The sequence below is a fragment of the Alsobacter sp. SYSU BS001988 genome, assembly GCF_054796215.1.
The window spans coordinates 1-26,353 of sequence record NZ_JBTAMK010000028.1; the positions used below are offsets into that span (position 1 = coordinate 1).

The window sequence follows — 26,353 nt, forward strand, 5'->3', positions numbered from 1 at the left end:
CTGATCGCGCCCATCGCCATGGAGGAGAAGCTGCGCTTCGCCATCCGTGAAGGCGGCCGCACCGTCGGCGCCGGCGTGGTGGCGAGCATCATCGCGTAACCGGCCCGTCGCCGTCAGGCTTGTCGGAAGGGGACGCCTCGGCGTCCCCTTTTCGCATCGGGACAAGGGTCCGGTCGGCGCGCGAGGCGCGCGTCGAAAAACGCTTCCGGACACGCGGTCCCTCTTGCATCGGGCGCGAAGATGCGGCATCTACGCGCCGTGGCCGCCTGCGGCGGCCGCATAGGGGCTTAGCTCAGCTGGTTAGAGCGGCGGTCTCCAAAACCGCAGGTCGAGAGTTCGAGTCCCTCAGCCCCTGCCAATTCGAAAAGCCCTCGGACCTGCGTCCGGGGGCTTTTCACGTTCAGGCGGATGCGGGCGGGGCCGCCGTCGTCCGAGGCTCCGGCATGGCGGATGCGTCGGCCTCGGCCGGGCTGAGCGCCCGGCGCGCGACGACGAAGAAGAGCGCCATGATGACGAGAGGGGCGACGAGGAGGTGCCCGTATTGGGCCACCTCGGTCGGCATCCAGGGCAGCATGAAGGCCGCGACCCCGATCTTGACCTCGCCCGGGCGAAAGCCCGTGCGCGTCGCCTCGGCGTAGAGCCAGGCCAGCGGGATCGCGAGCAGCATGAGGTCGTAGCGCAGCATGAAGGGCGTCGTCAGCAGCGCGCCGGCGACCATCACGGCGCCGACCGCGCGCGGCGAGCGGACCTTCCAGGCGACCCAGACGACAGCGGCGGCGGCCGCCAGCCCCACGGCCGCCTGGGCTGCGTAGGCGAGCGAAACGGAGCTCCCGAAAAGCCGCATCATCGCGAAGATGCTCTGCATCTTATGGTCGCCGATGCCGTTCTCCTCCAGGGCGCGCGCGGCCTCCGGCGCGATGGCCGCATAGGCGCGCCAGATGTCCACGCCGAACACGGCCACCGACGCCAGCGCGAACGCCGCGACGGTTCCGCCGGCCGCCAGAGCCGTGCGCCAACGGCCGGACGCCAACAGGACGAGCGGGATCAGAAGTCCGAAATGCGGCTTGAACGCCAGGGCGCCGAACAGCACCCCGGCCAGGACGGGCCTGCGGTCGAGCAGCAGGAACGCTCCCCCCAGGAGCGCCGTGGTGATGAAGGCGTTCTGTCCATGGGCGATCGTCATCGGCGCGGCCGGGAAGCACATCAGGTGCAGGTAGCCGAGCTTGGGCGGGGCCCAGCGGCGCAGGACCGCAAAGCACGCGGCCATGGCGGGCGCAAGCCAGGCCGCGAGCGCGGCGAAATAGGACAGCGCGGCAAGCGGATAGCAGAGCAGCAGGAAGAGCGGCGGGTAGAAGAAGGCGAAATACCCGTCGTTCTTGGGAAAGATCGCCAGCTGCGCCGCGCTGTGCAGATCCATGTCGTAGACGTCCGTCGGCCGGCCCGCCAGGGCCAGGTCCGAGGCGGAATAGAAGCTGAGGAAGTCCGAACCCAGAAAGCGATGCCAGCCGGTTTCAAGGGTCTGCTCCCACTGGATCGCGGGGAGCACGAAGGCCCCAAAATAGTACATCGCGCCGACGAACAGGCACGTTCTCAGCGCCATGCGTTCGTCGAAGGGATGTTCCGTCCGCAGGGCGTCCCGAAGGTCGGCCCAGAACGATTGGCGGGATGCGGTCATGCCCATGACGGGGCCTCGCTGGATTCGCATTGTGCGGTCGGGCGGTCGGTCCGCCAGCGGGCGCGGGGCGTCTTCACTTGCGCCAGACGAGGCGCGCGCTGACGGCGTAGTTCCAGGTCGCGCCCATGACGATGCCGGCGAGGCCCGCCGCCCACCAGGTCTGGTCGTGCTCGAACAGCCAGGTCGCCACGCCGATATTGGCGAGCGCGCTCAGCGAGCAGATGCCGCAGAACATCGCCAGCCCGCGCAGCCAGGCCCAGCCGCGCAGGCGGGCGTTGCGGTAGGTGGTCAGGTTGTTGACCACGAAGTTGCACGCCATGGCGACGAGGGTCGCCAGCGTCTGGGCGGCGAAGAACGTCAGGCCCGTCAGAAGCGCCAGCTTCAGGGCGGCCAGATGGAGCACGACGCCGACGCCGCCGACCAGCAGGAAGCTGACGAAGCTGACCGGCACGACCCCGCGGGTCAGCTTGCTGACGATGAGGCCCAGGAAATCGAGCGCCACTTTGGCGTCGAACTTGGACTCCCCGGCATGACGCTGGCGGAACTCGTATCCGAGCTCCTTGACGCGCGCCGACTCGGGGCTCGAGGCCAGGATGTCAGCCAAGATCTTGAATCCTTCCGGGCAAAGCTGGGGCGCGGCGTCCTCGACGACTTCGCGCCGGAGCATGAAGAAGCCGCTCATCGTGTCCTTGACCGTGGTCCGCAGCACCGCCTGGGCGAAGCGCCGGCCCAGCTTGCTGATGGCCTGGCGCGTCGCGCTGAAGCCCGCGTCAGCCGCCCCGCCTTCGACGAAGCGGCTGCCCACCACGATGTCGCAGCGGTCCTCGCGCAACTCCGCCAGCATCTTCGGCAGGAGCGTCTCGTCATGCTGCAGATCGCCGTCGATCACGGCGACATAGGGCGCCGCCGAGGAGAGCACGCCCTCGATGCAGGCCCCGGACAGGCCGCGACGGCCGACCCGCCGCAGGCATCGTATCCGGCTGTCGCGACGCGACAGGCTCTTGGCCAGCGCGGACGTCCCGTCCGGGCTGTCGTCGTCGACGAACACCATCTCCCAATTGATCCCGTCCAGCGCGGCGTCGAGCCGGCTGACGAGTTCGCGGAGGTTCTGGCGCTCGTTGTAGGTCGGGACCACAACGGTCAAAATCGGCGGCAAGGTCCGCAGCGGCGCGGAAGTTCCGGCCGGGATTGCGTTCGGGAGCCGCGCCGCCGCGGCTGCTGCAATGCTTTTCGCCATGCGGGCAGCATGGGGCCGCACCGCTTAACGATCGACAAAACGAAAGCCGCCTTCAGCCCCGGACCCGCCGACATCCTTGCGCAATGGTGAAGGGCGCGCGCGCGATCGCTTGACCGGGGCTCCGGTTTGCCCTAATCGGTCGGCTCTTCCCAAGACGTTTCGTGTTCTCGCGGCCACCCGGCCCCCGAGCGCTTGGTCGAGAGGACGGGGCGGTCTGGCCGCCTCACGCTTCCGGTGGTGTGCATGGCCAAGACCAGTCCGTTCGAATTCATCCAGCAGGTCCGCTCCGAGGCCGAGAAAGTCACTTGGCCGACCCGCAAGGAGACCTTGGTGACCACCGGCATGGTGTTCCTCATGGTCGTCCTGGCGAGCGTGTTCTTCCTGTTTTCCGATATGATCATCCGCTGGATCGTCGCGCTCGTGCTCGGCGTGGGGCGGTAAGGAGAAACGCGCGTCATGGCCATGCGCTGGTACATCGTCCACGCCTATTCGAACTTCGAGAACAAGGTCGCGCAGTCGATCCGGGATCAGGCCGCGCAGCGCCATCTCGATGAGAAGTTCGAGGAGGTGATGGTGCCGACCGAGAAGGTCGTCGAGGTGCGCCGCGGTCGCAAGATCGACACCGAGCGCAAGTTCTTCCCCGGCTACGTGCTGGTGAAGTGCGACATGACGGACGACGTCTACCATCTCATCAAGAACACCCCGAAGGTGACGGGCTTCCTCGGCACCGACAAGAAGCCGATGCCGATCCCCGACCGCGAGGCCGAGCGCATCAAGGGGCAGGTGGCCGACGGCGTCGAGCGTCCGAAGCCCTCCATCGCCTTCGAGATCGGCGAGCAGGTGCGCGTGTCCGACGGTCCCTTCGCGTCGTTCAACGGCGTGGTCGAGGAGGTCGACGAGAGCCGCGCCCGCCTCAAGGTCGCGGTCTCGATCTTCGGGCGCGCCACCCCCGTGGAGCTCGAATACGCCCAGGTGGAGAAGGTCTGAGTCTCCGTCGCGGGATCGAGGGATTCGCCCCAGCTCGCGAGATCGCCGTCGCACGATCCTGACCCCTTGCTTGAATTTCCCGGCCGTCTCGGCTAGGGAGACGCGCCCCGGTTCGCCGGGGCGATCCACGCCCCGGTCCGCCGGGGCGTTCCACTGCGGGAGGCATGCCCGGTCGCCAGCCGGGAGACCATGCCGCACCGCGAACTGCAAACCCGGCGCGGAGGGCCCATCGCCCGACCGCGCCAGCCGGCGTTCCCGAGAGGGCCGCCGGTCTTCCGAGGAGCAGCCATCATGGCGAAGAAGATCACGGGCTACGTGAAGCTTCAGGTGCCGGCCGGCGCGGCGAACCCGTCGCCCCCGATCGGCCCTGCGCTGGGTCAGCGCGGCCTGAACATCATGGAATTCTGCAAGGCCTTCAATGCGCGCACGGCGCAGATGGAGAAGGGCACCCCGATCCCGGTGGTCATCACCGCGTATCAGGACCGCTCCTTCACCTTCGAGATGAAGCAGCCTCCGGTCACCTACTTCCTGAAGCGGGCGGCCAATCTCAAGCTCGGCAAGAAGCCCGCCTCCGGCCACAAGACCCCGGGCCGCGGCTTCATCGGCAAGGTGACGCGCGAGCAGATCCGCGAGATCGCCGAAAAGAAGATGCCTGACCTCAACTGCTCGACCATCGAGTCGGCCGCGCAGATGATCGAAGGCTCCGCCCGTTCCATGGGCCTCGAGGTGGTGGGTTGATCATGGCGAAGATTGCAAAGCGCGTCCGCTCCACCCGTGAGGGCATCGACCGGGTCAAGCTGTACCCGATCTCCGACGCCGTGAGCCTCGTCAAGGAGCGCGCCACGGCCAAGTTCGACGAGACGATCGAAGTCGCCATGAATCTCGGCGTCGATCCGCGTCACGCCGACCAGATGGTCCGCGGCGTCTGCAACCTGCCGAACGGCTCGGGCCGCGACGTCCGCGTCGCCGTGTTCGCGCGCGGAGCCAAGGCCGACGAGGCGAAGGCCGCCGGGGCCGACATCGTCGGCGCCGAGGATCTCGTCGAGATCATCAACTCGGGCAAGATCGACTTCGACCGCTGCATCGCGACCCCGGACATGATGCCGCTCGTCGGCCGCCTGGGTAAGGTGCTCGGGCCGCGCGGCCTGATGCCGAACCCGAAGGTCGGCACCGTGACCCCCGACGTCGCCGGCGCGGTGAAGGCCGCCAAGGGCGGCGCCGTCGAGTTCCGCGTCGAGAAGGCGGGCATCGTGCACGCCGGCGTCGGCAAGGCCTCGTTCGACGCCGACAAGCTCGTCGAGAACATCAAGGCGTTCGCCGACGCCGTGTCGCGCGCCAAGCCGGCGGGCGCCAAGGGCACCTATGTGCAGCGCATCGCGATCTCCTCGACGATGGGCCCGGGCGTCAAGATCGACCCGTCCAGCGTCATCGGCGGAGCGACCCAGGCCAACGCCTGATCGCCTTGCAGCTTTCGATTGGGGAAGGGCCTCGCTTCGGTGGGGCCCTTCTCGTTTCTGGCGCTTGCACGGACCCGGGCTCGCAGGCGCACGCCGCAGGTTGCGGAACCGCCCGGTCGGCCGGGCGGTTCTGGCCGCGGATCCTCCCATGCGTTCCGGCCTCCGGCTTCGGCGGCCGGGTCTCGTCCCCTCGAACCCAAGAGCAGCGCCATGGCCAAGAAGAGCAAGAAGCAAAACGATTCGGAGTTCGTGCTCTACAACGTCACCTATGAGGACGGGACCCTGAGCTCGAACCGCAAGGTGCCGCGGGAGGCCGTCAGCAGCCTCGACGCCGACAAGGAGATCCGCGCCATCATCGAGGCGCAAGATCGCGAGATCGCCGAGAAGTCGGGCCGCTCGCGCGGGCCGGTCAAGAAGGTCGCCCGCGTCCCGAGCTGAACGCGGTCACGGCTGCGGAACGCCTTCGCGGATGCGGCGGGAGAAGTCCGGATCGTCGGCCGGCCCCGGCGCCTTCGCGGCGATGTGGGATTGGGCGACGAGGCTTTTCAGCGGCGCGTCCCGGCGCAGGAAGCCGGCGTCGTACAGGTAGCCGGGCAGATAGCCCGAGAAGAGCACGCGCCAGTCGCGCGGGACGCCGGGGTCCAGCACCCTGGCCATGCCGAAGATCACGGTCGTGCAGTTGGTCGTGAGCGAGTTGTACCATCGCGGGCTCGACGCCGCCTCGTTGGCCATCGCCACATAGGACATCAGCAGCCGGCGGGCGGTCTGGGGCCGGATGTCGATCCTGTAGAGCCGCACGTCCTCGTGGCGCACCGTGGACCGCACCTTGACGACGTCGCGTTCGTCGGCCGCGATGAAGGCGAGCTCGTAGCTCCGGAAGAAGCCCGCCACGGACGAGAACTGTTCGCCGCGCCGGCGCCGGATCTCGATCGAGAAGGCCAGGGGAGGCGATCCGTCGAAGGTGAAGCTCACGATGGCGTGGGCGATGGCCTCGCCGGCCCAGTAGGACAGGAAGAGGTCCGCGCCGGCGATGCGGTCGAGGTCGTAGCGGCGGGTCTCCCAGCGCTCGTCGAAATCGTCGTCGCTGCGCCAGACGAAATCGCGCACGTTCTCGACCACCAGCGCGGCGCCCTCGACGCGGGCCGTGGCGGTCCGGGCGACGTCGGGCGCCCAGTCGCGGCCGTTGGAGGGCAGGATCGTCGACCACCAGGCGAGAATCGCCACGGCGAGGCCGGCCAGCGCCGGCCAGGCGAACCGGGCGCGGCCTCGAAGCGCCATGACGAGCAGGGCCAGGACGGCGATCGTCCAGATCGCCGGCGGCGCGGCCCGGACCGCCTCGCCGAACGGGGCCTGGAACCAGAGCGCCAGGGCGCCCCACGCCGCCATGCCCAGCGTCGCCAGCGTCGAAGTCACGATCAGGAGCAGGCCCGTCGCGCGTCTCATGCCGTTCTCCCGCGCCCATCAGACCCCCGGGGCCTTGATTCGGCAAAGCCGAGGGTCCATATCGGCTGTCCGGCGCCGAAGGGCGACCGTTTCGCTCCTGGGCCTGCGGCGTTGCGCCGCCGCCGCCCTGTGGAACACGTTCATTGTTTCGCCTTTTGCGCTTGGCATTCGTGTCCAAAGCGTCTATGGACACTCGATGAGTTCCAGACATCGCGTGCAGATCATGCCTTTTGGCCCGTTTTGCACGTCCAAGTTTCCGGTCAGGTAACTGGCCGGGACGGCCGGCAGGCCCAAGGGGAAACCCTTTGGTCTTGGCCGGCCATGTCCTGTCCGAGACTGCAGGCGTCTCATCTTCGGATGAGCATAATTCAAGCGGCTTCGGCCGTGCGGGCCTGCACAGACGGGGAAGACCAGTTTTGGGGACCGCGAGGTCCTGAGTTGGTTCGAACCTTCAGACCGGGTAGGGGTCGCCGCGAGGCGGTCCAGATCCGGGGACAGGCACGTCGGAAGCGTCGTCGGCCGGGCTCGCCCGGAAGGCGGCATTCAGCAACCGGCGGGACATCTGTCCCCGCCAACCGGAGAGAGCCCCGTGGAAAAAGCGGCTAAGCGTGAGCTCGTCGGCACGCTCAATACGGTCTTCAACGAGACCAGCGTCGTCGTCGTCGCCCACTACGCCGGCCTCACGGTCGCCGACATGCAGAAGCTGCGCGCGCAGATGAAGCAGGCCGGCGCGTCCGTGAAGGTGGCGAAAAACCGCCTCGCCAAGATCGCTCTCGAAGGCACGGACGTCGCTTCGATCGGAGCCCTCCTGAAGGGCCCCACGCTGCTGGCTTACAGCAGCGACCCCGTTGCGGCTGCCAAGGTCGCCGTCGACTTCTCCAAGACCAACGACAAGCTCGTGATTCTTGGCGGAGCGATGGGTAAGACCGCTCTGAACACGGATGGCGTCAAGGCTCTGGCCACGATGCCCTCCCTGGACGAACTGCGCGCCAAGCTCGTCGGCCTCATCCAGGCCCCGGCGACGAAGATCGCTCAGCTCTCCACCGCGCCGGCGGCCAAGCTCGCCCGCGTGTTCGGAGCCTATGCCAAGAGAGACGCGGCGTAAGGCCGTTCCGTCCCATCTCGCACCAGAAGCTGGTTCGAACACCAACTCCAAGGAAGTACAACTATGGCTGATCTGTCCAAGCTCGTTGACGAGCTCTCGTCCCTGACCGTTCTCGAGGCCGCCGAGCTCGCGAAGCTCCTCGAAGAGAAGTGGGGCGTCTCCGCCGCTGCCGCCGTGGCGGTCGCCGCTCCGGCCGCCGGCGCCGCGGCCCCGGCCGCCGAGGAGCAGACCGAGTTCACGGTCGTCCTCGCCGCCGCCGGCGAGAAGAAGATCGAGGTCATCAAGGAGGTCCGCGCGATCACCGGCCTCGGCCTCAAGGAGGCCAAGGACCTGGTCGAAGGCGCTCCGAAGCCCGTGAAGGAGTCGGTCTCGAAGGAAGAGGCCAACAAGCTCAAGGAGCAGCTCGAGAAGGCCGGCGCCAAGGTCGAGCTCAAGTAATCCGCGCGCCGCGCATGCGGCGCGTCGTCGAACGCGCAGCCTAGCGGCTGCGTCGCGGTCCCGGGGCCCGTCGCCCCGGGACCTTCTTGCCGTCGAGGCGACCACGACCAGCGGTTCCGTCAACCGTTGGCCGCTGCGGCGCCGGGCGGACCAGGCAGGGCCGGAAGGCCGATATCACGGACGCCGACACCGACCGGCATGGGCTGCGGCGCCATGCGGGGGATGACGGGGCGGTCGATCCGAAGGAGTGAGGAACGAGATGGCTCAGACGTTCACCGGCCGGAAGCGTGTGCGCAAGTTCTTCGGACATATCCGCGAGGTCGCGGAGATGCCGAACCTCATCGAGGTTCAGAAGGCGTCCTACGACCAGTTCCTCCAGGTCGAGGAACCTGCGGGCGGACGTCCGGACGAAGGCTTGCAGTCCGTCTTCAAGTCCGTGTTCCCGATCTCCGATTTTTCGGGCGCGTCCTTGCTGGAATTCGTCAAGTTCACGTTCGAGCAGCCGAAATACGACGTCGACGAGTGCCGCCAGCGCGGCATGACCTTCGCGGCTCCCCTCAAGGTGACGCTGCGCCTCATCGTGTTCGACGTCGATCCCGACACCGGCGCCAAGTCCGTCAAGGACATCAAGGAGCAGGACGTCTACATGGGCGACATGCCGCTCATGACGTCGAACGGCACCTTCATCGTCAACGGCACCGAGCGCGTCATCGTCTCGCAGATGCACCGTTCGCCGGGCGTGTTCTTCGACCATGACAAGGGCAAGACCCATTCGTCGGGCAAGCTCCTGTTCGCCGCGCGCATCATCCCGTATCGCGGCTCCTGGCTCGACATCGAGTTCGACGCCAAGGACATCGTCTACGCCCGCATCGACCGGCGCCGGAAGATCCCGGCGACGTCGCTGCTCTATGCGCTCGGCATGGACGGCGAGGAGATCCTGAGCACGTTCTACAAGCACGTGCCCTACACCCGCGAGAAGTCCGGCTGGCGCGTGCCGTTCGACGCCGAGCGGATGAAGGGCATGAAGGTCGTCAACGACCTGATCGACGCCGACAGCGGCGAGCTGGTGCTCGAGGCCGGCAAGAAGCTGACCGTGCGTTCGGCCCGCCTCATCGCCGAGAAGGGCGTCAAGGCCCTGCGGGCGACCGACGAGGACCTCTACGGCCAGTACATCGCCGAGGACCTGGTCAATCCGTCCACCGGCGAGATCTTCGCCGAGGCCGGCGAGGAGATCACGGAGAAGTCGCTGAAGGCGCTGATCGACGCCGGCTTCGACGAGATCCCGGTGCTCGACATCGACCACGTCAATATCGGCCCCTATATCCGCAACACGCTGGCGGTGGACAAGAACTCCTCGCGTGAAGAGGCGCTGTTCGACATCTACCGCGTGATGCGTCCCGGCGAGCCGCCGACGGTCGACACCGCCGAAGCCATGTTCCACTCGCTGTTCTTCGACGCGGAGCGCTACGACCTCTCGGCCGTGGGCCGCGTGAAGATGAACATGCGCCTGGACCTCGACGCCGAGGACACGGTCCGCATCCTGCGCAAGGCCGACATCGTCGCGGTGGTCCGCGGCCTCGTCGACCTGCGCGACGGCAAGGGCGAGATCGACGACATCGACCATCTCGGCAACCGCCGCGTGCGCTCGGTCGGCGAGCTCATGGAGAACCAGTACCGCGTCGGCCTGCTGCGCATGGAGCGCGCCATCAAGGAGCGCATGTCGTCCGTCGACATCGACACCGTGATGCCGCAGGACCTGATCAACGCGAAGCCGGCCGCCGCGGCCGTGCGCGAGTTCTTCGGCTCCTCGCAGCTGTCGCAGTTCATGGACCAGACGAACCCGCTGTCGGAGATCACCCACAAGCGCCGTCTGTCGGCCCTTGGACCGGGCGGCCTGACGCGCGAGCGCGCCGGCTTCGAGGTGCGCGACGTGCATCCGACGCATTACGGCCGCATCTGCCCGATCGAGACGCCGGAAGGCCCGAACATCGGCCTGATCAACTCGCTGGCGACCTTCGCGCGCGTCAACAAATACGGCTTCATCGAGAGCCCCTACCGCAAGGTGAAGGACGGGGAGCTCACCTCCGAGGTGGTCTACATGTCCGCCATGGAGGAGGGGAAGCACTACGTCGCCCAGGCGAACGTGTCGGTGGACGCCTCCGGCAAGCTGACCGAGGATCTCGTGGTCGTGCGTCACGCCGGCGACGTCATCGTCGTGCCGGTCGACCGCGTGGACTACATGGACGTGTCGCCCAAGCAGCTCGTCTCGGTCGCGGCCGCGCTCATCCCGTTCCTGGAGAACGACGACGCGAACCGCGCCCTCATGGGCTCCAACATGCAGCGCCAGGCCGTGCCGCTGGTCCGCGCCGACGCTCCCTTCGTGGGCACCGGCATGGAAGCCATCGTGGCGCGCGACTCCGGCGCGGCCATCGCGGCCCGCCGGGCCGGCGTCATCGACCAGGTGGACGCCACCCGCATCGTCATCCGCGCCACGGACGACCTCGATCCGTCGAAGTCGGGCGTGGACATCTACCGGCTGATGAAGTTCCAGCGTTCCAACCAGAACACCTGCATCAACCAGAAGCCGCTGGTGTCGGTGGGCGACGTGGTCCGCAAGGGCGACATCATCGCCGACGGCCCCTCGACGGAGCTGGGCGAGCTGGCGCTCGGGCGCAACGTGCTCGTCGCGTTCATGCCGTGGAACGGCTACAACTTCGAGGACTCGATCCTGCTCTCCGAGCGGATCGCCAAGGAGGACGTGTTCACCTCGATCCACATCGAAGAGTTCGAGGTGATGGCCCGCGACACCAAGCTCGGGCCCGAGGAGATCACGCGCGACATTCCGAACGTGTCGGAAGAGGCGCTGAAGAACCTCGACGAAGCCGGCATCGTCTATATCGGCGCCGAGGTGAATGCGGGCGACATCCTCGTCGGCAAGATCACCCCGAAGGGCGAAAGCCCGATGACGCCGGAAGAGAAGCTGCTGCGCGCCATCTTCGGCGAGAAGGCGTCCGACGTCCGCGACACCTCGCTCCGGGTTCCGCCCGGCGTGCAGGGCACCATCGTGGAAGTGCGCGTCTTCAACCGCCACGGCGTCGACAAGGACGAGCGCGCCCAGGCGATCGAGCGCGAGGAGATCGAGCGTCTTGCGAAGGACCGCGACGACGAGCTCGCGATCCTCGACCGCAACGTCTATGCGCGCCTCGGCGAGACGCTGCTCGGCCAGTTCGGCATCGCGGGTCCCAAGGGCTTCAAGAAGGAGTCCGAGATCACCCGCGAGGCGCTGGACCAGTCGCCGCGTTCGCAGTGGTGGACCTATGCGGTGTCGGACGACAGCGTGATGTCCGACCTGGAGGCCATGCGCAAGCAGTACGACGAGGCGAAGAAGGGTCTCGAGCAGCGGTTCCTCGACAAGGTCGAGAAGCTGCAGCGCGGCGACGAGCTTCCCCCCGGCGTGATGAAGATGGTCAAGGTCTTCGTCGCCGTGAAGCGCAAAATCCAGCCGGGCGACAAGATGGCCGGCCGGCACGGCAACAAGGGCGTCGTCTCGCGCATCGTTCCGATCGAGGACATGCCGTTCCTGGAGGACGGCACCCATGTGGACATCGTGCTCAACCCGCTGGGCGTGCCGTCGCGCATGAATGTCGGGCAGATCCTCGAGACCCATATGGGCTGGGCCTGCGCGGGCCTCGGCAAGAAGATCGGCGACGCGGTCGACGCCTATCGGCGCGCGGCCGGCATCGGCCAGCTGAAGGACACGCTGAACGACGTCTATGGCGACCACGAGACCATTCGGTCCCTGGACGACGATGGGCTCGTGACGCTGGGCGAGAACCTGCGGCGCGGCGTTCCGATCGCCACGCCGGTGTTCGACGGCGCCAAGGAGAAGGACATCGAGGAGATGCTGGAGAAGGCTGGCCTCAACCAGTCCGGCCAGGTCACCCTCTATGACGGCCGCTCCGGCGAGACCTTCGACCGCAAGGTCACGGTCGGCTACATCTACATGCTGAAGCTGCATCACCTGGTGGACGACAAGATCCACGCCCGGTCGATCGGCCCGTACTCGCTCGTCACCCAGCAGCCGCTGGGCGGAAAGGCGCAGTTCGGCGGCCAGCGCTTCGGCGAGATGGAGGTGTGGGCGCTCGAGGCCTACGGCGCGGCGTACACGCTGCAGGAGATGCTGACCGTCAAGTCGGACGACGTCGCGGGCCGCACCAAGGTCTACGAGGCGATCGTGCGCGGCGACGACACCTTCGAGGCGGGCATCCCGGAGAGCTTCAACGTGCTCGTCAAGGAAATGCGCTCGCTGGGCCTCAACGTGGAGCTCACCAACTCCAAGAAGGCGGCGAACGACCTGCCGCCTTCCGAGGCGGCCGAATAAGCGACGAAGACAGGGCGCCGCGCGATCCCCGCGCGCGCCCCGACACCGCCGGGCGGACGGCCGCCCGGCGCCACTGAAGAATTGTTCCGGCAGATCCCCACCGCGGCGGCGGCGGATCTCCGCAGAGCCAGGAGACGGCGATGAATCAAGAGGTCATGAATCTCTTCAACCCCGTGGCTCAGCCTCAGACCTTCGATCAGATCAAGATCTCCATCTCGAGCCCCGAGAAGATCCTGTCGTGGTCCTTCGGCGAGATCAAGAAGCCCGAAACCATCAACTACCGGACGTTCAAGCCCGAGCGTGACGGCTTGTTCTGCGCGCGTATCTTCGGTCCGATCAAGGACTACGAGTGCCTGTGCGGCAAGTACAAGCGCATGAAGTACAAGGGCGTCATCTGCGAGAAGTGCGGCGTCGAGGTGACGCTGTCGCGCGTGCGCCGCGAGCGCATGGGCCATATCGAGCTCGCCGCCCCGGTCGCGCATATCTGGTTCCTGAAGTCGCTGCCGTCGCGCATCGGCCTGCTGCTCGACATGCCGCTCAAGGACCTCGAGCGCATCCTGTATTTCGAGAACTACGTCGTCATCGAGCCCGGCCTCACCCCGCTGAAGGAGCACCAGCTCCTCAATGAGGAAGAGTATCTGCGGGCCCAGGACGAGTATGGCGAGGACTCCTTCACCGCGCTCATCGGCGCGGAGGCGATCCGCGAGATCCTGCGCGCGCTCGACCTGGAGAAGACCGCCGCCGACCTGCGCGTCGAGATCGCGGCCTCCAAGACCGAGCTGAAGCCCAAGAAGCTGGCCAAGCGCCTGAAGATCATCGAGGCCTTCATCCAGTCGGGCAACAAGCCCGAGTGGATGATCCTGACGGTCGTCCCGGTGATCCCGCCGGACCTGCGCCCGCTGGTCCCCTTGGATGGCGGCCGCTTCGCGACCTCCGACCTGAACGACCTCTACCGCCGCGTCATCAACCGCAACAACCGCCTCAAGCGGCTGATCGAGCTGCGCGCGCCGGACATCATCATCCGCAACGAGAAGCGCATGCTGCAGGAGGCCGTCGACGCGCTGTTCGACAACGGCCGCCGCGGCCGCGTCATCACGGGCGCCAACAAGCGTCCGCTGAAGTCGCTCGCCGACATGCTGAAGGGCAAGCAGGGCCGCTTCCGCCAGAACCTGCTCGGCAAGCGCGTCGACTATTCCGGCCGCTCGGTCATCGTGGTCGGCCCGGAGCTGAAGCTGCACCAGTGCGGCCTGCCGAAGAAGATGGCGCTCGAACTGTTCAAGCCGTTCATCTATTCGCGGCTCGACGCCAAGGGCCTCTCGGCCACCGTCAAGCAGGCCAAGAAGCTCGTCGAGAAGGAGAAGCCGGAAGTCTGGGACATCCTGGACGAGGTCATCCGCGAGCATCCCGTGATGCTGAACCGCGCGCCGACGCTGCATCGCCTGGGCATCCAGGCGTTCGAGCCAATCCTCATCGAGGGCAAGGCGATCCAGCTTCATCCACTCGTCTGCGCGGCCTTCAACGCCGACTTCGACGGCGACCAGATGGCCGTGCACGTCCCGCTGTCGCTCGAAGCGCAGCTGGAAGCGCGCGTGCTGATGATGTCGACGAACAATATCCTGCACCCGGCGAACGGCCAGCCGATCATCGTGCCGTCGCAGGACATCGTGCTCGGGCTCTACTATCTCTCGCTGGTCTCCGACGGAGAGCCGGGCGAGGGCATGATGTTCGCCGAGATGGGCGAGATCGAGCACGCCATCGCGGCCAAGGCCGTCACGGTGCACAGCAAGATCAAGTACCGCTACAGCTCCGTCGACAATGACGGCAAGCCCTACACGAAGATCTACGACACCACTCCGGGCCGCGCGATGCTGGGGCAGCTGCTGCCCAAGCACGGCAAGGTGACCTTCGACGTCGTGAACAAGCTCATGACGAAGAAGGAGATCTCGAACATGATCGACACCGTCTACCGCAACTGCGGTCAGAAGGAGACGGTCATCTTCTGCGATCGCACCATGCAGCTCGGCTTCACCAACGCGTTCAAGGCCGGCATCTCGTTCGGCAAGGACGACATGGTGGTGCCGGAGAACAAGTGGGAGATCGTCGACGAGACCCGCGCGCTCGCCAAGGATTACGAGCAGCAGTTCAACGACGGCCTGATCACCCAGGGCGAGAAGTACAACAAGGTCGTCGACGCCTGGGCCAAGTGCTCGGATCGCCTGGCGCAGGAGATGATGGGCCGCATCTCGGCCGTGCAGAAGGACGAGAACGGCCGCACCCGGCCGATCAACTCCATCTACATGATGTCGCACTCCGGCGCCCGCGGTTCGCCCGCGCAGATGAAGCAGCTTGCGGCGATGCGCGGCCTCATGGCCAAGCCGTCGGGCGAGATCATCGAGACCCCGATCATCTCGAACTTCAAGGAAGGCCTGGACGTGCTCGAGTACTTCAACTCGACGCACGGCGCCCGCAAGGGCCTCGCCGACACCGCCCTGAAGACCGCGAACTCGGGCTACCTGACCCGCCGACTCGTCGACGTGGCCCAGGACTCGATCATCAACGAGCGGGATTGCGGCTCCGACAACGGCATCCGCATGCGCGCCATCATCGACGCCGGCCAGGTGGTCGCGTCGCTGGCGACCCGCATCCTGGGCCGCACCGCGGCCGAGGACCTCATCGACCAGGCGGGCGAGATCATCGTCCCGAAGGGCACGATGATCGAAGAGTGGCACATCGACCGCATCAACGCGGCCGGCATCCAGGAGGTGAAGATCCGCTCGGTCCTCACCTGCGAGACGGCCGACGGCGTGTGCGGCACCTGCTACGGGCGCGATCTGGCCCGCGGCACGCCCGTCAACATGGGCGAGGCCGTCGGCGTCATCGCGGCGCAGTCGATCGGCGAGCCGGGCACCCAGCTCACGATGCGCACCTTCCACATCGGCGGCGCGGCGCAGATCGCCGACCAGTCCTTCATCGAGTCCAACTTCGAGGGCACGGTGCGGATGCGCAACCGCAACGTGGCGCGCAATTCGGAAGGCGAGCTCATCGCGATCGCCCGCAACATCGCGGTCGTGATCGTCGGGCCGGACGGCTCGGAGCGGGCCGTGCACCGCATCCAGTACGGCGCGCGCCTCAAGGTCGACGAGGGCGACACCATCAAGCGCGGCCAGCGCATCGCCGAGTGGGATCCCTACACCCGGCCGATCGTGACCGAGGTGGACGGCTTCGTCGCCTACGAGGACCTCGTCGAGGGCGCCTCGGTGGTGGAGACGGCGGACGAGTCGACGGGCATCACCAAGCGCGTCGTCACCGACTGGCGGACCAACACCCGCTCGGCGGACCTGCGTCCGGCGATCACCCTGCAGGACGGCAAGGGCAAGGTGCTGAAGCTGCCGCGCGGCGGCGAGGCGCGCTATCTGCTCCCGGTCGACGCGATCATCGCGGCCGACCCGGGCCAGCAGATCAAGGCGGGCGACATCGTCGCGCGTATCTCGATGGAGAGCGCCAAGACCCGCGACATCACGGGCGGTCTGCCGCGCGTGGCGGAGCTGTTCGAGGCGCGTCGGCCGAAGGAAGCCGCGATCATCGCCGAGAAGTCCGGCACGATCCAGTTCGGCCGCGACTACAAGAACAAGCGCCGCATCACGCTCACGCCGGCGGATGGCTCCGACACGGTCGAGTATCTCGTCCCGAAGGGCAAGCACATCTACCTGCAGGACGGGGACGTCGTCGAAAAGGGCGACTACATCGTCGACGGCAACCCGGCGCCGCACGACATCCTGGCGATCAAGGGCGTCGAGGAACTCGCCGCCTACCTGGTCAACGAGATCCAGGAGGTCTACCGGCTGCAGGGCGTGAACATTAACGACAAGCACATCGAGGTGATCGTCCGCCAGATGCTGCAGAAGGTCGAGATCGACGATCCGGGCGAGTCGGAGTACCTGGCCAACGAGCAGGTCGACAAGGTCGAGATGGACGAGGTGAACGTGAAGCTCGTGGCGGAGGGCAAGCGCCCGGCCACCGGCCATCCCGTGCTCCTCGGCATCACCAAGGCCAGCCTGCAGACCCGGTCCTTCATCTCGGCGGCCTCGTTCCAGGAGACCACCCGCGTCCTCACCGAGGCGGCGGTCAACGGCAAGACCGACGATCTCGGCGGCCTGAAGGAGAATGTCATCGTCGGCCGCCTCATCCCGGCGGGCACCGGCGCGATGATGAGCCGCCTGCGCGAGGTGGCGACCCGTCGCGACGAGATGATCCTGGCGCAGCAGGCGACGGAGTCCCAGACCCCGACGCCCGCCAACCAGCCGGCGATCGAAGGACCCCAGGCGGCCGAGTGACCGGTTTCGCTTGACGAACGACCGAGAAAGGCCGCCTCCGGGCGGCCTTTTTCATATGTGTCGAAGGCAAGCCTTTTCCGAATCGGCCAGGATTTCTCGTTCTGGTGGTGTTTGGGTTGAACTAAACGTTAAGCGAGCATGGCGCATCGTGGGACATCCAACCTGCGAGCCCCCGTGGCCATGGTCGACATCTCCATCGTGATGCCCTGCCTGAATGAGCGGGAGTCCCTGGGCCACTGCATCGCCAATGCGCGCGAGGCTCTCGACCAGTTGGCGGCCCTGTACGGCCTCGCGGGCGAGATCGTCATCGCCGACAACGGCAGCACGGACGGAAGCCAAGAGATCGCCGCCGAGCTCGGCGCCCGGGTGGCGCCGGTCAGCCGGCGGGGCTACGGCGCGGCGCTGCGGGGCGGCTTCGAGGCCGCGCGCGGGCGCTATCTCGTGATGGGCGACGCGGACGGATCCTATGACTTCCGCGACGCGGTCGCGATGGTGGCGGCCCTCGCGGGCGGCGCCGACATCTGCATGGGCTCGCGCTTCAAGGGCGGCATCGCCCCCGGCGCCATGCCTTGGAAGAACCGCTATATCGGCAACCCGATCCTCACCGGCGTGCTGAACCTCTTCTTCCGCGCTTCGGTCTCGGACGCCCATTGCGGCTTGCGGGCGCTGACCCGGCGCAGCTTCGTGCGCCTCCAGCTCAGCGGCGACGGCATGGAGTTCGCCAGCGAGATGGTGGTGAAGGCCTCGCTCCTGGGCCTGAAGATCGCCGAGGCGCCCGCGACGCTCTCGCCCGACCTGCGGAACCGGCCGCCGCATCTGCGCCCCTGGCGGGACGGCTGGCGGCACCTGCGCTTCCTGTTGCTGATGAGCCCCGCATGGCTGTTCGCGGCCCCCGCGGCGGTGCTTGGGGCTATCGGCGCCTTCCTGATGATGGGGTCGCTGGTCGCGCCCGTGGTCGGCCTGCCCGCCGCGTTCTTCGGCGCGGCCTGGACGATCCTGGGCGGCGCGTTGGTCACGCTCGCGCACCAGACCTTCCTGTTCAGCCTGGCGGCGCAGCACGCCAGCATCCAGGCAGGCGTCAGGCCCGCCTCGGCGAAGTACCGGCGCTGGAGCGAGGCGTTCACGCTCGAAAGGCTGCTCGTCGGAGGCGCGCTGATCAGCGGCGCCGGGCTGCTGGAGCTGGCTTCCGTCACGGCGTTCTGGAGCGCGCACGACTACCGGCCGCTGCCCCATGTCCTGCCGGCGGTCCTGGGGACGACGCTGCTGGCGGTCGGGTTCCAGACGATGATGTGCGGATTCTTCGTGTGGAGCATGGTCGACGGCCGGCCGCAGGTCCAGCCGCAACCCTCCGCGGAGCCGGCGCCCGCTCCGGCCGCCGCGCCGTCGGCTCCGGCCGCCCGGCGCAGCGCCTGAGGCGCTTTCCCGTCAGTTCAGCCGTTCCTTGGCGAGCTCGAGCTGCTGGTCCAGAACGCCGCGAAGGCGCTCGGCGAAGCGGTCCTTGCTGAAGCGCTGCGCGTTCTCGGCGCAGGCCTGGGCGCTGAACCTACTCTCGATGTCGACGAAGCGCTCCACGGCGTGCTGGATTTCGGCGGGTCCGCGCTGCGCATAGAGGAGCCCGTGCGCGGGATCCGCGATGATGTCGCGGATGCCGCCGCGGTCGTAGCCGATGACAGGCGTCCCGCAGGCCTGGGCCTCCACGGTGGTCAGGCCGAAGTCTTCGATGCTGGCCAGCACCAGGGCCCTGGCGCGCCGCAGGTGGTCCTTGACCACGTCGTCCGGCTGGCGACCCATCAGCCGGATGTTCGGGCTGCCTTGGGCTAAGCGCGTGAGCAGGCCGGCGTCCTCGCCCTCGCCGATGACCACGAGCCGGCGGTTCGGCATGCGGCGGAACGCCTCCACGATCATGCCGGCCTGCTTGTAGCGCACGAGCCTGCCGAGGCAGAGAAAGAAGTCGTCCTTCTCGGAGCTGACCGAATAGGCGTCCAATTCGACGGGCGGATGAACGACCGTCGCCTCGCGCCGGTAATATTTGCTGATCCGCTGCGCGACGAAGCGGGAGATGGCGATGAAATGGTCCACGCCGAAGGACGCCTGGACTTCCGACCGGCGCAGCCGGTGCAGGGCGTAGCGCCCGAAGGGACGGAGAGGGGCCGGCAACCTGGACAGATAGTCTTCCCTGAGGTCCCAGGCGGCCCGCAGGGGCGAATAGCAGTAGCAGAGGTGCAGCTGCTCCGGCGAGGTCAGGACGCCCTTGGCGGCGGTGTGGTGCGAACTGATGACCACGTCGGCCGACGACACGTCCAGCGTCTCGATCGAGAGAGGCATGAATGGCACGTAGAGCGACGGGAAGCGCGCGATGCCTGGCGCATGCTGGAGCCAGGTGGTCTCGACGGGCGGAAGGCCGAGTTGCGCGATCTGGGCCGCGTCGAGCTTGCAGAACTGGGCATGGAGCCTCGCCTGCGGCCAGATCTCGAGCATCTGCTTGACCACCTTCTCGGATCCGGCGATCTCGAAAAACCAGTCATGGACGATCGACATCTTCATCGGGGCTCTCCGATGCGGCCGCCGTCCCATGCGCAGCTTGGCCGGTCAGGGGCGCCGAAGGTGAACACCGCGTGACCCAGATAGTTGAAGACGCCGAAGGGCAGCGCGATCGCCAGGCTGGCGAGCAGCGGATGAAGCCCGAACACGCCGACGAGCGCGCTCATGCACACGAGATTGAAGGCGAGGCTGGCGCCCGAGACGGCGAAGAAACGGGCGAGTTCCGACCAGCGGATGCGCTCCTCCAGCAGGAAGGCGAGGCGCTTGTTCAGGACCGCGGACAGGGCCGTGAGAGCGACGAAGGCGATCGCGCACGCCGTCAGGTAATGCAGCTGCGCGACCGACACGAGCGCGAACAGGACCGCCGCGTTCAGGCCGGCCATCGCCGCCCCCACGCCGGCGAAACGCAGGAACCGCTCGCTCAGGATCAGCCGCGCCGCTCGCGAGATCACGGCTTGACCGCCTCGACCAGCAGGCACCCCGCCTTGCCGGGGGCGTCGTCCCCGGCGATCGAGCAGCCGAGGCCCAAAAGGGGCGCCAGCCGGTCGCCCAGAGCGCCGGCCAAGCCTGGCTCCTCCCGCCGCATCCTGAACAGGCGCTGCACCTCGATCGGCCGCCGGGTCTTGCCGAACACCCGATAGGCGAGCCCGCCGGTCCAGGCCGCCAGGGTCTCCCAGCGCCGCACCTGCCGCTCCGTGAGATACGGCCGCGCGGTCGCCAGTTCGAGCCCCGCAGCCGCCAACTCGGCCCGCCATTCGGCCTGCGACCAGTAGCGCAGATGGGCGCAGCGCGCGTCCGTCTCGCGCAGATAGGCGGAGCGGCCGGCGGGGCTGGCGCCGCCTCCGGCGAGGCATTCGTGGAACCCCGGTCCCGGCACGGTCGCGATGAAGCGGCCCCCGCGCTTCAACACGCGCGAGGCTTCGCGAAGCACGGCCTGGATCGGCTCGACATGCTCCAGAACCGAATTCGAGAAGGCGAAGTCGAAACTCTCGTCCGGCTCGTCGATCCGGTCGGCGGAACCGGTGTGGACCCGCGCGTAGAGACCCATGGACCTGGCCAAGGCGGTCTCGTCCGGGTCGATGTCCACCCCCACCCAGGTCCGGTCGGCGGCGTCGCCGCACAACTCGTCGAGGATGGCGGTGAGCTTGCCGTCGCCGCATCCCAGGTCGAGACCGACGCCCCGGGGCAGGCCGTGACGCCGGACCATGTCCAGCTCGATCACCCGCCAGAAATTGGTGGCCGGCTGAAAGGGGGAGGTCCGCATCAGGCGCCGGAGCACGTCGATGGGCTTCAGGCCCGCGGCGGGGGCGCCCGGCGCTCCAATCTCGGCATCCTGCTCCACGGCCGTTCTCCGACTGGCTTGATCCCCGGGCGCGAAGCCGTCGCCGAAAGCTTGTCCGACGGATTGAGATAGCGGCGTCATCGCCGTCCTCCTTGGTGGTCCGGCCCAGGGCCGAGTTGCGCAGCGCGCGTGACGGGGCGGCTCATAGGATCCGGGCCCTGCACTGCGCGTCGAAAGCCTGGCGCATCGGCGACCGCGGCTCCGGACCCCTGGCGCCGATGAAGCCCAGCCGCGTCGCGGCCTCGGCGTCGAAGACGGCGATGGATCCGCGGCTGCAGAGTTCGGGCAGCGCGGCCGGCGGGATCTTGCCGAGGCTGAGGATCTTCGGCGCGTTGCGCAGGTCCGGCTGGTTGCGGACGAGATCGTCGCCGAAGCTGACCGAGTCCCCGTCGACGATGACCAGGTCCGTCCCGGCGCCCTGGATCAGCGCCATCGCGTCCCTGATCGGGGCCGCGAACCGCGCCGCATGCAGGGCGTTGAGCGGGAAGAGAACCAGGAGGCTGCCCAGGCTGGCCGCCGCCATGATGGAGGTCCACTCGCCGCGGTCGGGCCGCTCGGTCAGGCTCAGCCACGCCATGGCCGCCACCAGCGCCATCGATCCGAGCACGCCGTGGCCGTAGCGCCAGCCCCAGCCATGACCCTGGTAGGGCAGGAGGAGCGTCGTCGCGGCCGCCGTCAGCAGCACGCTCGCCAGGATGGCCCGGGGGAGGGCGCCTTTCGCCAGGGCGAAGGGCGCGCCCAGGGCGAAGAGCAGGACGAGCGCGGGATTGAGCCACGCCGCCAGGCGCGCCAGGTTCAGAACCGTCAGCCCGAAGGCCACGCCATGGCCGTATCGACCCTTGCCCGCTCCATCCGTCCAGCGGTCCACCAGCAAGGCGCGGACGGGGTCGCCAAGCTCGGCTCCGGGCGTCTGGAGCCAGGCGAGCCAGACCGGGTAGAGGCTCCATGCGGCGAGGGCGACGCCATAGCCGGCCATGTAGAAGGCCGCGATGCGGACGCGCTTCTGGCACAGCAGCATGAGGATGAACGGGGCCACGAAGAGCGGGTGGAACACCACCTGGTGGAGGCCGACGCCGAGGACGCCGACCGCCATGGCCCCCGCATGGGCGAGCGGCCTGTCCTGCAGGAACAGGCGCAGCCAGAGCATGTTCACGGCGAGGTGGGCCGTCATCGCATAGGGGGTCATCGCGGTGATCAGCGTCTGCGACGAGGTCCCCAGCAGCAGCACGGCGACGAAAGCGGCGTCGCGCCTGTCGGGCCAGAGCCTCCTCGCGACGCCATAGGTGGAGGCCAGCGCCACGCCCAGCAGCGCCGGGCCGCACCAGGCCATCCCGATGGTTGAATCGAAGAAGGCGCGCAGCGCCGCGTTGCCCGGCCAGTAGGCCGAGATCCAGGCCGCCCCTTCCGGGATCCGCAGAAAGAAATGCGGGCCCAGCGCCGCGACGAACGGCCGCCAGGCTTCCGCAACCGGATAGGCGAGCTTGCCGGCGGCGAAGACCCGGCCGTCGAAATCCGCCTGCACTTCGTCATAGGAGACGGGCGTCGAGTCGAAGACGAGGTGCGCGCCGGCGAACGCCGCCAGCACGGCCAGCGCCAGCAGCAGCAGGGGGAGTCGCCGGCTCGCGGCGAGGCGGTCCAGCAGTCCCGCGCCGAATCCGCGCTGCGCGAGCGCCCCAACCCCCATCATGAGGACGACGGCGAGGAGGATCGTCCAGCGGTCCTGCTGGGCCAGGTAGTAGGAGGAGAGCTGAAACGATCCGACCTCGACGTGCGCCCCGGCGAACAACAGCGCGAGCACGCTGATGCGCCAGACCCAGGAGATTCGCCCCGGCGTCCACGCGCCAGACGCCGTCGGGACCGGACGTGTCGAGGCGTCGGACATGCGTCTCCCCTTGACCCGACGCCTCCGCCGGGCCTTTTGCACGTAGAGGTTGCACGACGGGGAAGAAAATTCGGTTAAGCCGAACCTGATCCTCGCGCCGAGGCCAGATGAGGGTTGACGGCCTGCGACTCCGACGGTACAACCCGCGAACTTTCCGGCAGACGGTCGATCGCATTGTTCCTGTGCGCCAAGCGCGGAACCCACGCAGTCGATACCTTGCGGGGCCATCAACGACTGAGAAGTCGCACGATCGGGTCATGACCGCGGCGAGAGCCGTGGTCCTCTGATAAGCACGCGCCAGCGGTGATCACCGAAGGCGCGGATTCGTTTTGCGTGCGATTCAGCGCCGAACGACAGATTTTAACCGAGCGAAAGCTCAAGGCCTAGCCTGGACTGGAACGAGCAAACGATGCCGACCATTAGCCAGCTCATCCGCAAGCCGCGGAGCCCCGTGAAGGCCCGGAACACGGTTCCGGCCCTCGAGGCGAGCCCGCAGAAGCGCGGCGTGTGCACGCGCGTCTACACGACGACGCCGAAGAAGCCGAACTCCGCGCTCCGCAAGGTCGCGAAGGTCCGTCTGACGAATGGCTTCGAAGTCATCGGCTACATCCCCGGCGAGGGGCACAACCTGCAGGAACATTCGGTGGTCGCGATCCGCGGCGGCCGCGTGAAGGACCTTCCGGGCGTGCGCTACCACATCATCCGCGGCGTGCTGGACACCCAGGGCGTCAAGAACCGCAAGCAGCGCCGTTCGAAGTACGGCGCGAAGCGGCCGAAGTAATCCGACGGAGACCCGGACATGTCGCGTCGTCACCGCGCCGAAAAGCGTGAGATCATCCCGGACCCCAAGTTCGGCGATCTCGTCGTCACCAAGTTCATGAATTCCATCATGTACGACGGCAAGAAATCCGTCGCCGAGCAGATCGTCTATGGCGCTCTCGAGATCGTCGAGACCAAGCTGAAGGCCGATCCGCTGCCGATCTTCAAGACCGCCCTCGAGAACGTCGCTCCGGCGATCGAGGTCCGGTCCCGCCGCGTCGGCGGCGCTACCTACCAGGTTCCGGTCGAAGTCCGGATGGAGCGCCGTCAGGCTCTCGCCATCCGCTGGCTCATCCAGGCCGCCCGGGCCCGCAACGACAAGACGATGGTCGATCGTCTCTCCTCCGAGCTGATCGACGCCTCCAACAACCGTGGAAACGCCGTCAAGAAGCGCGAAGACACGCACCGGATGGCGGAAGCCAACCGCGCGTTCTCGCACTACCGCTGGTAATCGGCGCCCCCTTCGGCTGAATTCAGGATCGCTTCCATGCCCCGCAGTCACGCCATCGTGGATTATCGTAATTTCGGCATCATGGCCCACATCGATGCCGGGAAGACGACGACCACCGAGCGGATCCTCTACTACTCCGGCAAGTCGCATAAGATCGGCGAGGTGCATGAAGGCGCCGCGACGATGGACTGGATGGAGCAGGAGCAGGAACGCGGCATCACCATCACGTCTGCGGCCACGACGACGTTCTGGAACGGCAAGCGCCTGAACATCATCGACACCCCCGGCCACGTGGACTTCACCATCGAGGTGGAGCGCTCGCTCCGCGTGCTCGACGGCGCGGTCTGCGTGCTCGACGGCAACCAGGGCGTGGAGCCGCAGACCGAGACGGTCTGGCGCCAGGCCGACAAGTACAACGTGCCGCGCGTCGTGTTCGTCAACAAGATGGATAAGACGGGCGCCGACTTCTACAACTGCGTCCAGGAGATCATCGATCGCGTCGCCGGCAAGCCGGTGTGCATCCAGCTCCCGATCGGTTCGGAGTCCAACTTCAAGGGCATCATCGACCTCGTCCGCATGAAGGCGGTCGTTTGGGAAGACGAGGGCCTGGGCGCCAAGTATCACGACGAAGAGATCCCGGAAGACCTCGCCGACAAGGCCAAGGAGTACCGGTTCAAGCTCGTCGAGGCCGCCGTCGAGCTCGACGACGACGCCATGGCCGCCTATCTGGACGGCCAGGAGCCCTCCGAGGAGACGCTCAAGGGCCTGATCCGCAAGGCCGTGATCGGCCGCGTGTTCAACCCCGTGCTCTGCGGCTCGGCCTTCAAGAACAAGGGCGTCCAGCCCCTGCTCGACGCGGTGGTCGACTACCTGCCGTCCCCGCTCGACCGCGAGGCCATCAAGGGCATCGACTACAAGACCGAGGAAGAGGTCGTTCGCCTCCCCGAGGACGACGAGCCCTTCTCGATGCTCGCCTTCAAGATCATGGACGACCCCTTCGTCGGCACCATCACCTTCTGCCGCGTCTATTCCGGCAAGGTGGAGTCCGGCACCACGGTCATGAACTCGACCAAGGACAAGAAGGAGCGCGTCGGGCGCATGCTCTTGATGCATGCGAACAACCGCGAGGACATCAAGGAAGCCTTCGCGGGCGACATCGTGGCGCTGGCCGGCCTCAAGGACACCCGCACCGGCGACACGCTCTGCGACATGCAGAAGCCCGTGATCCTGGAGCGCATGGAGTTCCCCGAGCCGGTCATCGAGATCGCGATCGAGCCGAAGTCGAAGGCCGACCAGGAGAAGCTCGGCGTCGCGCTGTCCAAGCTGGCCGCCGAGGACCCGTCCTTCCGCGTCTCGACGGACATCGAGTCCGGCCAGACCATCCTGAAGGGCATGGGCGAGCTCCATCTCGACATCAAGGTCGACATCCTGCGCCGCACCTACAAGGTCGACGCGAATATCGGCGCTCCGCAGGTGGCGTATCGCGAGACGCTGACACGCAAGACCGAGGTCGACTACACCCACAAGAAGCAGACCGGCGGCACCGGCCAGTTCGCGCGCGTCAAGTTCGTCGTGCAGCCGAACGAAGTCGGCAAGGGCTATGAGTTCGAGTCCAAGATCGTCGGCGGCGCGGTGCCGAAGGAGTACATCCCCGGCGTCGAAAAGGGCCTGAACAGCGTCATGAATTCGGGGCCGCTCGCCGGCTTCCCGGTCGTGGACGTCAAGGTCGAGCTCGTCGACGGCGCCTATCACGACGTCGACTCGTCGGCGCTCGCCTTCGAAATCGCGTCCCGGGCGGCGTTCCGCGAGGCCCTGCAGAAGGGCGGCGCGGTCCTGCTCGAGCCGATCATGAAGGTCGAGGTCGTGACCCCGGAAGACTACACCGGGTCCGTCATCGGCGATCTGACCGGCCGTCGCGGCCAGGTGCAGGGGCAGGACATGCGCGGCAACGCCATCGTCATCAACGCCATGGTGCCGCTGGCCAACATGTTCGGCTACGTGAACAACCTGCGCTCGATGTCCCAGGGCCGCGCGACGTTCACCATGCAGTTCGATCACTACGAGCAGGTCCCGTCGGCGATCGCCGCCGAGGTCCAGGCCAAGTACGCCTAACCGCATACGCCTGATCGCTCGACCCCATTCATTCTTCGGATCCACGGAGTACGGCCATGGCCAAGGAAAAATTCGCGCGGACTAAGCCGCACTGCAACATCGGCACGATTGGTCACGTCGACCACGGCAAGACGTCGCTGACGGCGGCG

General features: G+C 67.4%; 22 protein-coding genes and 1 tRNA gene. 16 read left to right on the forward strand and 7 right to left on the reverse strand.

What is annotated here, in order from left to right:
* Together ACYVO7_RS24905 and ACYVO7_RS24910 are read left to right on the forward strand one after the other, a co-directional pair.
* Window positions 1-99 (forward strand): EF-Tu C-terminal domain-related protein (locus ACYVO7_RS24905; RefSeq protein WP_139384565.1); only part of this gene is annotated, 99 nt, incomplete at its 5' end.
* A gap of 182 nt (window positions 100-281) precedes the next feature.
* Window positions 282-358 (forward strand) — tRNA-Trp (locus ACYVO7_RS24910).
* 42 nt (window positions 359-400) lie between these two features.
* Here ACYVO7_RS24910 and ACYVO7_RS24915 read toward each other — a convergent pair.
* On the reverse strand, window positions 401-1,681 hold the full coding sequence (locus ACYVO7_RS24915) for a glycosyltransferase family 87 protein (RefSeq protein WP_460452466.1): 1,281 nt from the start codon (window positions 1,679-1,681) through the stop codon (window positions 401-403).
* A gap of 67 nt (window positions 1,682-1,748) precedes the next feature.
* Window positions 1,749-2,912 (reverse strand): glycosyltransferase, encoded by a 1,164-nt coding sequence (locus ACYVO7_RS24920; protein ID WP_460452467.1) that lies wholly within the window; start codon window positions 2,910-2,912, stop codon window positions 1,749-1,751.
* 243 nt (window positions 2,913-3,155) lie between these two features.
* Here ACYVO7_RS24920 and secE point away from each other — a divergent pair, with 243 nt between their 5' ends.
* The 5 genes from secE (at window position 3,156) to ACYVO7_RS24945 (ending at window position 5,794) form a co-directional block, all read left to right on the forward strand.
* Window positions 3,156-3,353, forward strand: a complete 198-nt coding sequence (gene secE, locus ACYVO7_RS24925; protein WP_406853946.1) for a preprotein translocase subunit SecE — start codon at window positions 3,156-3,158, stop codon at window positions 3,351-3,353.
* 15 nt (window positions 3,354-3,368) lie between these two features.
* Entirely contained in the window at window positions 3,369-3,899 is a 531-nt protein-coding gene (gene nusG / locus ACYVO7_RS24930; RefSeq protein ID WP_460452468.1) for a transcription termination/antitermination protein NusG, read from the forward strand.
* A gap of 291 nt (window positions 3,900-4,190) precedes the next feature.
* Entirely contained in the window at window positions 4,191-4,637 is a 447-nt protein-coding gene (gene rplK, locus ACYVO7_RS24935; RefSeq protein WP_406853944.1) for a 50S ribosomal protein L11, read from the forward strand.
* A gap of 2 nt (window positions 4,638-4,639) precedes the next feature.
* A complete protein-coding gene (gene rplA, locus ACYVO7_RS24940; RefSeq protein ID WP_460452469.1) occupies window positions 4,640-5,356 on the forward strand; it encodes a 50S ribosomal protein L1 in 717 nt (238 codons plus the stop codon).
* A gap of 210 nt (window positions 5,357-5,566) precedes the next feature.
* On the forward strand, window positions 5,567-5,794 hold the full coding sequence (locus ACYVO7_RS24945) for a hypothetical protein (protein WP_406853942.1): 228 nt from the start codon (window positions 5,567-5,569) through the stop codon (window positions 5,792-5,794).
* 6 nt (window positions 5,795-5,800) lie between these two features.
* On the opposite strand, the gene ACYVO7_RS24950 is transcribed toward ACYVO7_RS24945, so the two are convergent.
* Entirely contained in the window at window positions 5,801-6,799 is a 999-nt protein-coding gene (locus tag ACYVO7_RS24950) for an Lnb N-terminal periplasmic domain-containing protein (protein ID WP_460452470.1), read from the reverse strand.
* Window positions 6,800-7,388: 589 nt separating this feature from the next.
* Between ACYVO7_RS24950 and rplJ the strand changes: the two genes are divergently transcribed.
* The 5 genes from rplJ to ACYVO7_RS24975 all read left to right on the forward strand — a co-directional run bounded on the left by rplJ (window position 7,389) and on the right by ACYVO7_RS24975 (window position 18,470).
* On the forward strand, window positions 7,389-7,904 hold the full coding sequence (rplJ, locus tag ACYVO7_RS24955) for a 50S ribosomal protein L10 (protein WP_406853940.1): 516 nt from the start codon (window positions 7,389-7,391) through the stop codon (window positions 7,902-7,904).
* A gap of 63 nt (window positions 7,905-7,967) precedes the next feature.
* A complete protein-coding gene (gene rplL / locus ACYVO7_RS24960; protein WP_406853939.1) occupies window positions 7,968-8,342 on the forward strand; it encodes a 50S ribosomal protein L7/L12 in 375 nt (124 codons plus the stop codon).
* Window positions 8,343-8,601: 259 nt separating this feature from the next.
* A complete protein-coding gene (gene rpoB, locus ACYVO7_RS24965) occupies window positions 8,602-12,723 on the forward strand; it encodes a DNA-directed RNA polymerase subunit beta (protein WP_460452471.1) in 4,122 nt (1,373 codons plus the stop codon).
* Window positions 12,724-12,863: 140 nt separating this feature from the next.
* The gene (gene rpoC / locus ACYVO7_RS24970) at window positions 12,864-17,057 is read left to right on the forward strand and encodes a DNA-directed RNA polymerase subunit beta' (RefSeq protein WP_460452472.1); all 4,194 of its coding nucleotides are present in this window, start codon (window positions 12,864-12,866) and stop codon (window positions 17,055-17,057) included.
* Window positions 17,058-17,237: 180 nt separating this feature from the next.
* On the forward strand, window positions 17,238-18,470 hold the full coding sequence (locus tag ACYVO7_RS24975) for a glycosyltransferase family 2 protein (RefSeq protein ID WP_460452478.1): 1,233 nt from the start codon (window positions 17,238-17,240) through the stop codon (window positions 18,468-18,470).
* Between the two features lie 12 nt (window positions 18,471-18,482).
* Here ACYVO7_RS24975 and ACYVO7_RS24980 read toward each other — a convergent pair whose 3' ends face one another.
* From ACYVO7_RS24980 to ACYVO7_RS24995, 4 genes are all read right to left on the reverse strand, one after another.
* Window positions 18,483-19,601 (reverse strand): glycosyltransferase, encoded by a 1,119-nt coding sequence (locus ACYVO7_RS24980; RefSeq protein ID WP_460452473.1) that lies wholly within the window; start codon window positions 19,599-19,601, stop codon window positions 18,483-18,485.
* Complete coding sequence (locus tag ACYVO7_RS24985; protein ID WP_460452474.1) at window positions 19,598-20,050, reverse strand: GtrA family protein; 453 nt, start codon at window positions 20,048-20,050, stop codon at window positions 19,598-19,600. Before ACYVO7_RS24985 ends, ACYVO7_RS24980 begins: the two co-directional genes overlap by 4 nt.
* On the reverse strand, window positions 20,047-20,940 hold the full coding sequence (locus tag ACYVO7_RS24990; RefSeq protein WP_460452475.1) for a class I SAM-dependent methyltransferase: 894 nt from the start codon (window positions 20,938-20,940) through the stop codon (window positions 20,047-20,049). The genes ACYVO7_RS24985 and ACYVO7_RS24990 overlap by 4 nt, the downstream gene beginning before the upstream one ends.
* A 142-nt stretch (window positions 20,941-21,082) precedes the next feature.
* Window positions 21,083-22,822 carry a hypothetical protein gene (locus ACYVO7_RS24995; protein WP_460452476.1) on the reverse strand — a complete coding sequence of 580 codons (1,740 nt, stop codon included), beginning with the start codon at window positions 22,820-22,822 and terminating at the stop codon, window positions 21,083-21,085.
* Window positions 22,823-23,231: 409 nt separating this feature from the next.
* On the opposite strand from ACYVO7_RS24995, the gene rpsL reads away from it, so the two are divergent.
* The 4 genes from rpsL to ACYVO7_RS25015 form a co-directional block, all read left to right on the forward strand.
* Window positions 23,232-23,603 (forward strand): 30S ribosomal protein S12, encoded by a 372-nt coding sequence (gene rpsL / locus ACYVO7_RS25000; RefSeq protein ID WP_106340435.1) that lies wholly within the window; start codon window positions 23,232-23,234, stop codon window positions 23,601-23,603.
* 18 nt (window positions 23,604-23,621) lie between these two features.
* Window positions 23,622-24,092 (forward strand): 30S ribosomal protein S7, encoded by a 471-nt coding sequence (rpsG, locus tag ACYVO7_RS25005; RefSeq protein ID WP_406853931.1) that lies wholly within the window; start codon window positions 23,622-23,624, stop codon window positions 24,090-24,092.
* 36 nt (window positions 24,093-24,128) lie between these two features.
* The gene (gene fusA, locus ACYVO7_RS25010) at window positions 24,129-26,204 is read left to right on the forward strand and encodes an elongation factor G (RefSeq protein WP_460452477.1); all 2,076 of its coding nucleotides are present in this window, start codon (window positions 24,129-24,131) and stop codon (window positions 26,202-26,204) included.
* 56 nt (window positions 26,205-26,260) lie between these two features.
* The coding region (locus tag ACYVO7_RS25015; RefSeq protein WP_139221393.1) for a GTP-binding protein at window positions 26,261-26,353 on the forward strand (93 nt) is incomplete at its 3' end.

Coding starts and splice junctions, on each gene's coding strand:
- ACYVO7_RS24915 (WP_460452466.1), bottom strand. CDS start 1,681: ATGGGCATGACCGCATCCCGCCAATCGTTCTGGGCCGACCTTCGGGAC.
- ACYVO7_RS24920 (WP_460452467.1), bottom strand. CDS start 2,912: ATGGCGAAAAGCATTGCAGCAGCCGCGGCGGCGCGGCTCCCGAACGCA.
- secE (WP_406853946.1), top strand. CDS start 3,156: ATGGCCAAGACCAGTCCGTTCGAATTCATCCAGCAGGTCCGCTCCGAG.
- nusG (WP_460452468.1), top strand. CDS start 3,369: ATGGCCATGCGCTGGTACATCGTCCACGCCTATTCGAACTTCGAGAAC.
- rplK (WP_406853944.1), top strand. CDS start 4,191: ATGGCGAAGAAGATCACGGGCTACGTGAAGCTTCAGGTGCCGGCCGGC.
- rplA (WP_460452469.1), top strand. CDS start 4,640: ATGGCGAAGATTGCAAAGCGCGTCCGCTCCACCCGTGAGGGCATCGAC.
- ACYVO7_RS24945 (WP_406853942.1), top strand. CDS start 5,567: ATGGCCAAGAAGAGCAAGAAGCAAAACGATTCGGAGTTCGTGCTCTAC.
- ACYVO7_RS24950 (WP_460452470.1), bottom strand. CDS start 6,799: ATGAGACGCGCGACGGGCCTGCTCCTGATCGTGACTTCGACGCTGGCG.
- rplL (WP_406853939.1), top strand. CDS start 7,968: ATGGCTGATCTGTCCAAGCTCGTTGACGAGCTCTCGTCCCTGACCGTT.
- rpoB (WP_460452471.1), top strand. CDS start 8,602: ATGGCTCAGACGTTCACCGGCCGGAAGCGTGTGCGCAAGTTCTTCGGA.
- rpoC (WP_460452472.1), top strand. CDS start 12,864: ATGAATCAAGAGGTCATGAATCTCTTCAACCCCGTGGCTCAGCCTCAG.
- ACYVO7_RS24975 (WP_460452478.1), top strand. CDS start 17,238: ATGGTCGACATCTCCATCGTGATGCCCTGCCTGAATGAGCGGGAGTCC.
- ACYVO7_RS24980 (WP_460452473.1), bottom strand. CDS start 19,601: ATGAAGATGTCGATCGTCCATGACTGGTTTTTCGAGATCGCCGGATCC.
- ACYVO7_RS24995 (WP_460452476.1), bottom strand. CDS start 22,822: ATGTCCGACGCCTCGACACGTCCGGTCCCGACGGCGTCTGGCGCGTGG.
- rpsL (WP_106340435.1), top strand. CDS start 23,232: ATGCCGACCATTAGCCAGCTCATCCGCAAGCCGCGGAGCCCCGTGAAG.
- rpsG (WP_406853931.1), top strand. CDS start 23,622: ATGTCGCGTCGTCACCGCGCCGAAAAGCGTGAGATCATCCCGGACCCC.
- fusA (WP_460452477.1), top strand. CDS start 24,129: ATGCCCCGCAGTCACGCCATCGTGGATTATCGTAATTTCGGCATCATG.